The 11,157-nt window shown below is 64.0% G+C and carries 10 protein-coding genes; 3 read left to right on the forward strand and 7 right to left on the reverse strand.

The annotated features are described in order from the left end of the window. Positions 1-335 precede the first annotated feature (335 nt). Positions 336-1,169: an EAL domain-containing protein gene (locus Q1W26_RS14700; protein WP_300441700.1), complete on the forward strand. Its 834-nt coding sequence runs from the start codon at positions 336-338 to the stop codon at positions 1,167-1,169. A 218-nt stretch (positions 1,170-1,387) separates the two neighbouring features. Here Q1W26_RS14700 and cysK read toward each other — a convergent pair whose 3' ends face one another. The 7 genes from cysK to Q1W26_RS14735 all read right to left on the reverse strand — a co-directional run bounded on the left by cysK (position 1,388) and on the right by Q1W26_RS14735 (position 8,481). Then, the gene (gene cysK / locus Q1W26_RS14705) at positions 1,388-2,365 is read right to left on the reverse strand and encodes a cysteine synthase A (RefSeq protein ID WP_300441702.1); all 978 of its coding nucleotides are present in this window, start codon (positions 2,363-2,365) and stop codon (positions 1,388-1,390) included. 236 nt (positions 2,366-2,601) lie between these two features. After that, a complete protein-coding gene (locus Q1W26_RS14710; RefSeq protein WP_300441704.1) occupies positions 2,602-3,609 on the reverse strand; it encodes a sulfate ABC transporter substrate-binding protein in 1,008 nt (335 codons plus the stop codon). A gap of 554 nt (positions 3,610-4,163) precedes the next feature. Beyond that, positions 4,164-5,495: a phenylacetate--CoA ligase gene (locus Q1W26_RS14715; protein ID WP_300441706.1), complete on the reverse strand. Its 1,332-nt coding sequence runs from the start codon at positions 5,493-5,495 to the stop codon at positions 4,164-4,166. A 115-nt stretch (positions 5,496-5,610) separates the two neighbouring features. After that, complete coding sequence (locus Q1W26_RS14720; RefSeq protein WP_300441708.1) at positions 5,611-6,441, reverse strand: MetQ/NlpA family ABC transporter substrate-binding protein; 831 nt, start codon at positions 6,439-6,441, stop codon at positions 5,611-5,613. 46 nt (positions 6,442-6,487) lie between these two features. Further along, positions 6,488-7,153, reverse strand: a complete 666-nt coding sequence (locus Q1W26_RS14725; RefSeq protein WP_300441711.1) for a methionine ABC transporter permease — start codon at positions 7,151-7,153, stop codon at positions 6,488-6,490. Continuing rightward, positions 7,146-7,997: an ATP-binding cassette domain-containing protein gene (locus tag Q1W26_RS14730; RefSeq protein ID WP_300441713.1), complete on the reverse strand. Its 852-nt coding sequence runs from the start codon at positions 7,995-7,997 to the stop codon at positions 7,146-7,148. Before Q1W26_RS14730 ends, Q1W26_RS14725 begins: the two co-directional genes overlap by 8 nt. Positions 7,998-8,151: 154 nt before the next feature. Then, positions 8,152-8,481 (reverse strand): DUF2325 domain-containing protein, encoded by a 330-nt coding sequence (locus tag Q1W26_RS14735; protein WP_300441715.1) that lies wholly within the window; start codon positions 8,479-8,481, stop codon positions 8,152-8,154. 349 nt (positions 8,482-8,830) lie between these two features. Between Q1W26_RS14735 and Q1W26_RS14740 the strand changes: the two genes are divergently transcribed. Beyond that, a complete protein-coding gene (locus Q1W26_RS14740) occupies positions 8,831-9,121 on the forward strand; it encodes a co-chaperone GroES (protein ID WP_300441718.1) in 291 nt (96 codons plus the stop codon). Positions 9,122-9,172: 51 nt separating this feature from the next. Further along, a complete protein-coding gene (gene groL / locus Q1W26_RS14745; RefSeq protein ID WP_300441721.1) occupies positions 9,173-10,807 on the forward strand; it encodes a chaperonin GroEL in 1,635 nt (544 codons plus the stop codon). Positions 10,808-11,157: the final 350 nt, after the last annotated feature.

The following is an 11,157-nucleotide window of genomic DNA, read 5'->3' on the forward strand; positions in this document are numbered from 1 at the left end:
TCTGTCAGCGACCACTGCACGGAATCGGAGGGCTACCGCGAGAGCGGTTTAGTCCTAGGCCAACAAGCAGCCCCCCAACCAATCCCACCGCTTCCCCCACTTACCGGCAAAACCTCACCCCGTCGAAATCTTCAATCCCCCCGGCCCCCCCTCCCCGTCGCAGCCCTATCCCCAATCCAACCCCTCACATATCCATGCAGCAAGCCCGGATGCAAACTCCCGGCCGCCAGAACGCCTGCCACCACGTTCCCACCAATATGGTTTGCACGATTTCTTGGTTCCCCCCGCCGCCGCTCGCCAATAAAGTGGCGCGAATATCGGATCAGGAGCCTGAAATGAGCCTTGCCAACCCCACCATCGCGCCCCTCGCCCGCGCCTTTCTCGATCGGCTTCCGCCGGGGCCGGTGCCGGGCAAGCAGTTGCATCGCACGGACAGCGGCGGCGTGCTGGGCGACTGGTTTGGTTTCGCGTTGTCGACGGCGTTTCAGCCGATTGTCGACTCGAACAACAGGCAGATTGTCGGCCGCGAGGCCTTTCTGCGCAGCGCCAGCGCGGATGAGCAGGGCGGCTCGCCGTGGACGCTGTTTTCCGGCATGCCCGATGACGGTCACCTGATCGCCCTCGACCGGCTGGCGCGCACGCTGCACCTGCTCAACGCCCTCGTCGCCGGCCACACGCTGCCGCTCTTTCTCAACGTGCACGGCCGTCTGCTGGCCGCCGTTGGCGACGACCACGGCCGGGCGTTCCGGCGGGTGGTCGACGCCCTCGGGGTCTCGCCGGCGAGCATCGTCATCGAGACCCCGGTGGAGGCCAGCGCCCAGCCCGACCTGCTGACCTTCGTGCTGCGCAACTACCGCGCCAACGGCTTTCGGGTGGCAGTCAATCTGGATTCGCTGGCCCAGTGGCAGGCCATCTCCAACCATGCCTGGCCCGATTTCGTGAAGATCGACAGCCGCAAGCTGGGCAGCGGCAGCACGGCCCGGGAGGCGCTCGAATGGCTCACCGCACTGCGCGGCGACGCCACGCCCATCCTCACCCACGTGGAAGATGCGGCGCCGGATTACCGCCGCCTCGCCGCCGGGAATCCCTTTTGGCTGCAGGGCTACGCCTACGGGCGCCCCGAGGCCGCAGAGGTAGCCCGACCCACACCGTTGGCCACGGCGGATTGAGCCGCGCCTGAAACGGAATAGCTTTGCACCGATGGTGAGGTGCATTGTTGGGGCTTTGTGGGGCGACTTCAGTCGCCCTCAGCCGGCAAAATCAGGGTAGATCCCGGTTTTGCCTCCGCGGGCGACTGAAGTCGCCCCTACTTAAGCTCTGCATGGCTCCTGCAGAGCCTGCAAAAAAGCCGCTTCACGCGGCTTTTTTTACTCCACTGGCCCATCCTTCAAGCTGGTAGCCCGGCGGCGTCAAACACGCCTTCGAACAGTATCGAACTCAGGTAGCGCTCGCCGGAGTCGGGCAGGATGACCACGATGGTTTTGCCGGCGTTTTCGGGACGCTTGGCCAGGCGCACGGCCACCGCCGTCGCCGCTCCGCATGAAATGCCCACCAGGATGCCCTCCTCGCGCGCCAGGCGGCGGGCGAATTCCACGGCTTCTTCGTTGCTCACCTGCTCCACCGCATCCACCAGGCTCAGGTCGAGCACGGCGGGCACGAAGCCGGCGCCGATGCCCTGGATCTTGTGCGGGCCGGGCTTGAGCGGCTCGCCGGCGCGGGTCTGGGTGAGGACGGGGCTGGCCGCCGGCTCCACTGCCACCGACTGGATCGACTTGCCTCGCCCTTGCTTGAAATAGCGCGACACGCCGGTGATGGTGCCCCCGGTGCCCACGCCCGAAACCAGGATATCCACGTTGCCGTCGGTGTCGTCCCAGATTTCGGGGCCGGTGGTGGTTTCGTGAATGGCCGGATTGGCCGGGTTCTTGAACTGCTGCAGCAGCACGTATTTGTCGGGGTCGGACGCGGCGATTTCCTCGGCCTTGGCGATTGCGCCGGGCATGCCCTTGGCGCCTTCGGTGAGCACCAGCCTGGCGCCGTAAGCCAGCAGCAGCTTGCGCCGCTCGATGCTCATCGTTTCGGGCATGGTCAGGGTCAGCGGAATGCCCCGCGCGGCGGCCACAAAGGCCAGGGCGATGCCGGTGTTGCCGCTGGTGGGTTCGATGAGTTCCTTGCCCGGCCCGAGCAGGCCACGTTTTTCGGCGTCCCACACCAGCGCCGCGCCAATGCGGCACTTGACCGAATAGGCCGGGTTGCGCCCTTCGATCTTGGCCAGCACCGTGGCGCCGGCGCCGTCGGTGACGCGGTTGAGCTTGATCAGCGGCGTGCGGCCGATGGACAAGGCGTTGTCTTCATACCAGTGGGACATGGAAATCTCCTTCAGGGATTCGAATGAAGCAAGAGCTCTGGTGTGCAGCGGGAAGCACGCTCCCGGCGTGGGCCGATGGGCCGAAAATCCCGCAGCCATGAATGCGGATTCAGGGGGGAAGATCCACTCGCCGTGGACGTCCGGGCCTTTGCGGAAATCAAATAAAACGCCAGGCCAAAGGTTTGGCACTGGCGATTGAAAACCGTTCCGGCCGATGACCGGAACGGGATGGGTGCTTACTTGACGATGATCTGGTCGAACACACCGCCGTCGGAGAAGTGGGTCTTCTGGGCTTTGGTCCAGCCGCCCGCCACGTCGTCGATGGTGAAGAGTTTCACCGGCGCAAACTGCTTGGTGTACTTGGCGGCCACCTTGGTATCGGTCGGGCGGTAGTAGTTCTTGCCGGCGATGTCCTGGCCTTCCGGCGAGTACAGGTACTTCAGGTATTCCTCGGCGACCTTGCGGGTGCCGCGCTTGTCGACCACCTTGTCGACCACCGAGACGGGCGGCTCGGCAAGGATGGACACGGACGGGGTGACGATGTCGAACTTCTCAGGGCCAAGCTCCTTGACGGCCAGGTAGGCTTCGTTTTCCCAGGCGATCAGCACGTCGCCAATGCCGCGCTCGGCAAAGGTGGTGGTGGAGCCGCGGGCGCCCGAATCAAGCACCTTCACGTTGCCGAAGATCTTCTTGACGAATTCCTTGGCGGTGGCTTCGTTGCCGCCCGGCTGCTTGAGGGAATAACCCCACGCGGCCAGGTAGTTCCAGCGGGCGCCGCCGGAGGTCTTGGGGTTCGGGGTGATCACCTCGATGCCCGGCTTGACCAGATCGTTCCAGTCCTTGATGCCCTTCGGGTTGCCCTTGCGCACCAGGAACACGATGGTCGAGGTGTAGGGCGAGGCGTTGTGCGGCAGACGCTTTTGCCAGTCGGCCGGAATCAGCTTGCCGTTTTCATGGAGGGCATCCACGTCGGCGGCCAGCGCCAAGGTCACCACGTCGGCTTCGAGCCCGTCGATGACCGAGCGGGCCTGCTTGCCGGAGCCGCCGTGGGATTGCTTGATGGTGACGACTTCGTTGTTCTTGGCCTTCCAGTGCTTGGCGAAGGCGGCGTTGTAGTCTTGGTAGAGTTCCCGGGTCGGATCGTAGGAGACGTTGAGCAGCGTCACGTCTGCCTGGGCGACGCTGGACAAGCCGAGCAGCAGGGCCAAGGACAACAGGGAACGACGGGGGAGACTGGATTTCATATGACTTCCTATTGACTGACATTGAATGAAACCGAGTCTAGAGATAAAGAAACGGGGATCAAACGAAGCAAAATTCTTTTGCTTATTCCATTTGGCGTGATTTCTTATTCAGCGCCGGCGAGATATACAAATTGATTGGCCAAGTCACCGTTACCTGTGGAATCTTGGTGTCGGCATTGTTGTTTTTTGTAGATACTGTTATCCCGGTCAAGCCCCGTGGAGCACGGGTAGGTCGGGTTAGCCCGCAGGGCGTAACCCGACACCAACATGAACATCGATGGGCACGTCCGATGTCGGGTTACGCTGCGCTAACCCGACCTACCCAAGCTGAAGTCGTCCCTTGCAAGGGTCAGACTGCAGCGTATTTCCTGTAGGGGCGACTTCAGTCGCCCATCCGCGCGTTGGCTCACAGGCAGGCCGTTGATCGGAGTCCGCGGGCGACTGAAGTCGCCCCTACATCGCCCCCGGCTTCGTCGGGTTGATGGATTTCCACAGACAACGATGACAGCGCCAATCGGTTTTCCCGTTCGGCCGGGGCGCCCGACCTGCAGCGCTTATCCCCACACGCCGCTGCGGCGGTCTTCCACGCGCCTGGCCTTGTGGGTGGCGCGGGGCAAGGTGTCGGCGGGCAGGATCTTCACCACCGCGCTGACGCCGATGGCGGCCTTCAGGTGGTGGGCGAAGCGCCCGGCCAGTTCGCTGTCGCTGGCCACGCAGGTGGCCGCGCGCTCGATCTCGACGGTGAGGCGGTCGAGGTGGTTCTCGCGCTCGACGATCAGCCGGTATTCGCCGGAGAGGTCGTGGTCGCGGCGGGCGATGGCCTCCACGTCGCTGGGGAAGAGATTCACGCCCTTGATGATCAGCATGTCGTCGAGCCGCCCGTGCACGCCCTGGAGGCGAATGGAGGTGCGTCCGCAGCCGCAGGGTTCGGAGGTGAAGGAGACGATGTCGCCGGTGCGAAAGCGCACCATCGGGCGGGCAGATTTTTTGAGCGTGGTCAGCACCATCTCGCCGCGGGCGCCCTCCTCCACCGGCTCGTTGGTTTCCGGGTGCAGCACTTCGACGAGGATGTGGTCCTCGGCCCAGTGCAGCCCGTCCTTCTCCTCGCACATGCCGGCGCAGGAACCGAAGATGTCCGACAGGCCGTAGTAGTCATACACCGAGGCACCCCACAGGGCTTCGATGCGCTGGCGGGTTTCGGGGATCGATCCGCCGGGCTCGCCGGCCACGAAGATACGCCGGATGGCCAGATCCTTCTTGAGATCGATGCCCTCCTTCACCGCCGTTTCGCCCAGATACCAGGCGTAGGACGGGGTGGTCCAGATGGCGGTCACCTGAAACTGCTTCGCAATCGCCAGCAGGCGCTCCGAGGGCACGGTGCCCGCATGGATCGACAACGCGCCGAGCTTTTGCGCCCCCAGCACACACGGCCCGCCAACAAACAGCGAAAAGTTCAGCGAGTGGGCGTAGCGGTCTTCCGGGCGCAGGCCCGACGACCAGAACTGGCGCGCCTCGTAGTCGATCCAGTCGTCGAAATCCTGCGCGGTGAAGGGCGATGCGGTGGGCACACCGGTGGAGCCGCTGGAGGCGGAGATGTAAACGATGTCCCGCTCGGGCACCGCCACCAGATCGCCAAAGGGCGGCACGGCGAGCTGGCGCTCGCGCAGGGTCTGCTTGTTGATGAAGGGAAAGCGCCGGATGTCGTCGAGGCTGCGCACCGCGTCCGGATGCACCCCGGCCGCGTCGAAGCTGGCCCGGTAATACGGCGAGTTGTTGTAGGCGTGGTGCAGGTGCTTTTGCAGCAGCTGCAGCTTGAGGGCGTCCCAGTCCGCACGGGGCTGGGTTTCGAGGGCCTCGTCCCAGTAGGGGCGGTGTTGGGTACTCATCAGAATGTTCCTTCGATAAATCCGCGGAGCTACCCCTGTAGGTCGGACTTCAGTCCGACTCGACTGGCTGAGTGTGCGCTGTCGGACTGAAGTCCGACCCACAGGGGGCGCCGCCTTATTGCAGATAGGCCGGGCGGGCGTAGCCGGCGAAGTGCTTGTCCAGCGCAGCGCGGTATTCCGGGGTGCGGAAGGCGGCGGCGATGTCCTTGGCCCACGGCTTGTCCTTGTCGTCGGCCTTCACCGCGACCACGTTCAGGTAGTGGTCAGGGGTCTTTTCCAGCACGACGGCTTCGGTCAGCTTGAGGCCGGAGGAAATCGCGAAGTTGCCGTTGATCAGCGCAAACTCGGCGTCATCCAGGGTGCGCGGCAGCTGGGCCGCTTCGATGGGCGTGAGGACCAGCTTGTGCGGGTTCTCGGCCACGTCCTTCTCGGTAACCTTAAGCGGGTCGAGCCCGGCCTTGACCTTGATGAGCTTGTTGGCCTCCAGGAAGACCAGCGCACGGGCCAGGTTGCTGGGGTCGTTGGGCAGCGTGATGCGGTCGCCGTCCTTCACGTCGGCCAGGCTCTTGCGCTTCTTGGAATACAGCCCCAGCGGCGCGATGGGCGCCTTGGTGATGTCCACCAGGTTCAAGCCCTTGTCGGCGGAAAACTTCTTCAGATAGATGATGTGCTGAAACAGGTTGGCGTCCAGCGAGCCCTGGGCCAGGGCCAGGTTGGGCTGCACGTAGTCGTTGAACTCCACGAGCTTGACGGTGTAGCCCTTCTTTTCGAGCACCGGCTTGATGCCGAGCTTGAGCTGGTCGAAGTTGGAGCCGGCGGTGGCGCCAATGGTCAGGGTTTTCTTTTCCTGGGCGTGGGCATTGCCGAGGCCCAGGCCAACAGCCAGGCCAAGGACGGCAACGCTGCGCAGGATCTGGCTGGCGAAGTGACGACGGGTGATGTTCATGCTGTGTTCTCCTGGAATCATGGGTTCGGGTTTGTTGTAGATGGGCTCAGCGTTTGTCCACCCGGCGGGCGGCCCACTGGCCGAAAAACTGGACGCTCTGCACAAGGATGATCAGCAGCACGATGGTGATGACCATCACGTCGGTCTGGAAGCGGTAGTAGCCATAGCGGATGGCCAGATCGCCGATGCCGCCGCCACCCACCACACCGGCTACCGCCGAGTACGACAGAAAGCTCACCGCCAGCACCGTGACGGCCAGCACCAGCCCCGAGCGCGCCTCCACCAACAGCACGTGGCGGATGATCTGCAGCGGCGAGGCGCCCATCGCTTCGGCGGCCTCGATGACGCCGCGGGGCAGATCGCGCAGGGTCTGCTCGATGAGGCGGGCGAAGTAGAAGATCGCCGCGATCGACAGCGGCACGCTGGCCGCCAGCGGCCCGATGGAGGTGCCGGCAATCACCCGCGTAAAGGGCGAGATCGCCACCAGCAAAATGATGAAAGGAAAGCTGCGCACCACGTTGATCACGCCGTTGGCGATCAGGTTGAAGGCGCGAAAGCGCTCCAGCGATTGCCCGCGGCTGGTGAGAAAAACCAGCAGGCCGAGCGCACCGCCAATAAGGATGGCCGCCGACAGGCAGATCGCCAGCATAAGCAGGGTTTCGCCGGTGGCCTTGAGGATTTCCGGCGCGAGTTCGATGAGCGTCTCAAGCATGAGCGGCCTCCAGCGCGAAGTGGTGAGGTGTGGCCGCCGCGTCCGGCCGGGTAGCCGGCGACGGGCTGGCGGCCGGGCCGACAGCGCCGAAATCCGACAGCCAGCTGGCCAGTTGCGAGCCTTCCGGAATGCGTCCGTCGGCAATGTCGAGCTGCTCGACGATGCGCCCGCCTTCCATCACCGACACCCGGTGGCACAGGCGGCGGATCACTTCCATCTCGTGGCTGACCAGCAGGATGGTCACGCCGAACCGGCGGTTGGCATCGGCCAGCACGCCCAGCAGATCGAGCGTGGTGCGCGGGTCGAGGGCCGAAGTCGGCTCGTCGGCCAGCAGCACGTGGGGCTCGGGCGCCAGGGCGCGGGCGATGGCGACACGCTGCTTCTGGCCGCCAGACAAGCGACCGGGATAAACATCGGCCTTTTCGGCCAGCCCGACAAAATCGAGGCACACCTGCACCCGCTCGCGGATGCGTGCCGGGTCGGCGCCGGCGATGCGCATCGGCAGCGCCACGTTGTCGGCAACGGTCAGGTTATGCAGCAGGTTGAAGTGCTGAAAGATCATCCCGATGCGATGCCGGGCCTGGCGCAGGCCGGCAGCAGACAAACGGGTGAGCGTGTTGCCATGAACGATCACTTCGCCGGCATCGGGTCGTTCGAGCAGATTGACGAGGCGCAGCAACGTGGATTTGCCGGCCCCCGAGAACCCGATGATTCCGTGGATCTCGCCCTGCGGCACAATCAGGCTGGTGGGCTGCACACCCACCGTGCGGCCACCGGGGTCGGCAAAGCGGCGGGACACCGCACGCAACTCGATGGCAAGTGTTGATGAAGGTGTCTTGGGCATGGGTGCGATGCAGCAATTTCAATGGGATGACCCACTTTAGCGCCGGCCATCGCACCCCCAAACCAATTAATCACGCAGTGCTTTGCAGCGGCTGCGTGGATAGCTTTTTACCTTCCGTGGCGGCAATTGCAGCCTGACAGCCGGCCCGGGGCGCTCACGACGCGCGCCTCACCCGGGCGCCGCTCAGGTCGTCGAGGCGCTCGCGCACTTCGGTCGCCGAATGGCGGGCGAACACCACCGGAATGCCCATCTCTTCGGCCTGCTTGCGCACATTGCGCATCAGCATGTGATTGGCCCGGTCGCACATGAACACCACCAGCCCGGTGCGGCGCGACAGCTGGCGCCGGTTCTCCGAGGCCTTGCGCCCGGTCCAGTGGTCGATACCCTTGATGCCGAACTGGTCGGCGACCCTCAGGATTTCACTGCGGATTCCTTCTATCCGGTCCGCCCCCACGATCACAGCCTGCATGTCGAACCCTTTCATCAAAGCGCGCCCAGGGCACGAATGGACCGAGTGTGTCGTGGCGACGCTGCGCACCAAACCAACTTATTCGAATATGCATTGCACACGCCAAGTGCATTTCACGGCTTTTCCAAAAAACACCTAAGCTATTGAATTATTTAACAATAAAAACCACAAACCGAAGTTTTTAATGCTTCCCGGACAACACCGTTGCGCCACGGGCTGTTGATTTCCAGTCACCCCGGAGCACCCCGAAAAAGAAAAGTTGTTAGCAATCAAGGTCGTTGAGTGCTGGCATTGCCCTTGCAATGGAATGAGCACGGCCGGCCCGACCGGCTGATCGCCCAATCACGCAATGGAGAAGAATCAAATGGCAATTCGTCCGCTCTACGACCGGATCATCGTCAGGCGCACCGAAGCGGAACGCGCCACCGCCAGCGGCATCGTCATCCCCGACAGCGCCGGAGAAAAACCCGACCAGGGCGAAGTGCTGGCCGTGGGCAACGGCCGGCTGCTCGCCAGCGGCGAACTGCATCCGCTGATCGTCAAGCCGGGCGACAGGGTGCTGTTTGGCAAGTACGCCGGCCAGGCCGTGAAGATCGACGGCCAGGACGCCCTCGTGCTGCGCGAGGAAGACGTCATCGCCATCATCGAGCGCTGACGCTCTCGTCCGCCCACCCGAACATTCCGCAAAAAATCAGGAGCTATCCGCATGCCCGCAAAGAAAGTGCTGTTTGGCGACGAAGCCCGCGCCCGCATCGTCACCGGTGTGAACATCCTCGCCGACGCCGTCAAGGTGACCCTCGGCCCGAAAGGCCGCAACGTGGTGCTGGAGCGCGCCTTCGGCTCCCCCACGGTGACCAAGGACGGTGTTTCCGTCGCCAAGGAAATCGAGCTCAAGGATAAATACGAGAACATCGGCGCCCAGCTGGTGAAGGAAGTCGCCTCGCGCACCTCCGACAACGCCGGTGACGGCACCACCACCGCCACCGTGCTGGCCCAGGCCATCGTCCGCGAAGGCTTCAAGTATGTGGCGGCCGGTTACAACCCCACCGACCTCAAGCGCGGCATCGACAAGGCGGTGATCGCCATCGTCGCCGAGATCCGCAACATCGCCCGCCCGACCACCACCAGCAAGGAAATCGCCCAGGTCGGCGCCATCTCCGCCAACTCGGATGCCGACATCGGCCAGATCATTGCCGACGCCATCGACCGGGTCGGCAAGTCCGGCGTGATCACCGTGGAAGACGGCAAGAGCCTCAACAACGAACTCGACGTGGTCGAAGGCCTGCAGTTCGACCGGGGCTACCTGTCGCCCTACTTCATCAACAACCCGGAAAAGCAGATCGCCGCGCTGGATGAGCCCTTCATCCTGCTCTTCGACAAGAAGATCTCCAGCATCCGCGACCTGCTGCCGATCCTCGAACAGGTGGCCAAGGCCGGCCGGCCGCTCTTGATCATTGCCGAGGACGTGGAAGGCGAAGCCCTGGCGACGCTGGTGGTCAACACCATCCGCGGCATCCTCAAGGTGGTGGCCGTCAAGGCGCCGGGCTTTGGCGACCGTCGCAAGGCGATCCTGGAAGACATCGCCATCCTCACCGGCGGCCGCGTGATCGCCGAGGAAGTCGGCCTGACGCTCGACAAAGCCACCCTGGAAGACCTGGGCCAGGCCAAGCGCATCGAAGTCGGCAAGGAGAGCACCACGGTGGTCGATGGCCTCGGCAGCGCCGACGCCATCAAGGCCCGGGTCGGCACAATCGACGCCCAGATCGACGAATCGACCTCCGACTACGACAAGGAGAAGCTCCAGGAACGCAAGGCCAAGCTGGCCGGCGGCGTTGCCGTCATCAAGGTGGGCGCCGCCACCGAAGTGGAACTCAAGGAGAAAAAGGCCCGCGTCGAAGACGCCCTGCACGCCACCCGCGCAGCAGTCGAAGAAGGCGTGGTGCCCGGCGGCGGCGTGGCCCTGCTGCGCGCGCGCAGCGCCATTGCCAACCTGAAGGGCGACAACCACGAGCAGGACGCGGGCATCAAGATCGTGCTGCGCGCGGTGGAAGAACCCCTGCGCCAGATCGTCACCAACGCCGGTGACGAAGCCTCGGTGGTGGTGAACAAGGTGATCGAGGGCAGCGGCAACTACGGCTACAACGCCGGCAACGGCACCTACGGCGACCTCGTCGAACAGGGCGTGCTCGACCCGGCCAAGGTCACCCGCTCGGCCCTGCAGAACGCCGCGTCAGTGGCCGGCCTGATCCTCACCACCGACGCCATCGTGGCCGAACTGCCGGAAGACAAACCGCAGGTGCCGGCCGGCCATCACGAAGGCTTTGGCGGCGGGCAGTTCTAAGCGCTCATCCGTAGCCCGCCAAACCTGAAAAAACCACGGGTCACTCCGTGGTTTTTTTGGCTATCGACCCGTTCGCTTGCAGGCGCGTTGTTGTGCCCTTGCGGGGGCGACTTCAGTCGCCCCTCCGCACGTTGAATCACAGGCAAGCCGTTGATCAAAGTCCGCGGGCGACTGAAGTCGCCCCTACAGGAAATACGCTGCAATCTGACCCTTGCAAGGGACGACTTCAGCTTGGGTAGGTCGGGTTAGCGCAGCGTAACCCGACATCGGACGTGCCCATCGATGTTCATGCTGGTGTCGGGTTACGCCCTGCGGGCTAACCCGACCTTGTATTATTTTCCTTATGCACC

Source organism: Zoogloea sp. (genome assembly GCF_030157465.1).
GTDB lineage: Bacteria > Pseudomonadota > Gammaproteobacteria > Burkholderiales > Rhodocyclaceae > Zoogloea.

What these genes read in the sequence shown, in the direction of transcription:
- Q1W26_RS14710 (WP_300441704.1), bottom strand. Translation starts at nt 3,609, where the DNA reads ATGAAATCCAGTCTCCCCCGTCGTTCCCTGTTGTCCTTGGCCCTGCTG.
- Q1W26_RS14730 (WP_300441713.1), bottom strand. Translation starts at nt 7,997, where the DNA reads ATGCCCAAGACACCTTCATCAACACTTGCCATCGAGTTGCGTGCGGTG.
- Q1W26_RS14725 (WP_300441711.1), bottom strand. Translation starts at nt 7,153, where the DNA reads ATGCTTGAGACGCTCATCGAACTCGCGCCGGAAATCCTCAAGGCCACC.
- Q1W26_RS14735 (WP_300441715.1), bottom strand. Translation starts at nt 8,481, where the DNA reads ATGAAAGGGTTCGACATGCAGGCTGTGATCGTGGGGGCGGACCGGATA.
- Q1W26_RS14740 (WP_300441718.1), top strand. Translation starts at nt 8,831, where the DNA reads ATGGCAATTCGTCCGCTCTACGACCGGATCATCGTCAGGCGCACCGAA.
- groL (WP_300441721.1), top strand. Translation starts at nt 9,173, where the DNA reads ATGCCCGCAAAGAAAGTGCTGTTTGGCGACGAAGCCCGCGCCCGCATC.
- Q1W26_RS14715 (WP_300441706.1), bottom strand. Translation starts at nt 5,495, where the DNA reads ATGAGTACCCAACACCGCCCCTACTGGGACGAGGCCCTCGAAACCCAG.
- cysK (WP_300441702.1), bottom strand. Translation starts at nt 2,365, where the DNA reads ATGTCCCACTGGTATGAAGACAACGCCTTGTCCATCGGCCGCACGCCG.
- Q1W26_RS14700 (WP_300441700.1), top strand. Translation starts at nt 336, where the DNA reads ATGAGCCTTGCCAACCCCACCATCGCGCCCCTCGCCCGCGCCTTTCTC.
- Q1W26_RS14720 (WP_300441708.1), bottom strand. Translation starts at nt 6,441, where the DNA reads ATGAACATCACCCGTCGTCACTTCGCCAGCCAGATCCTGCGCAGCGTT.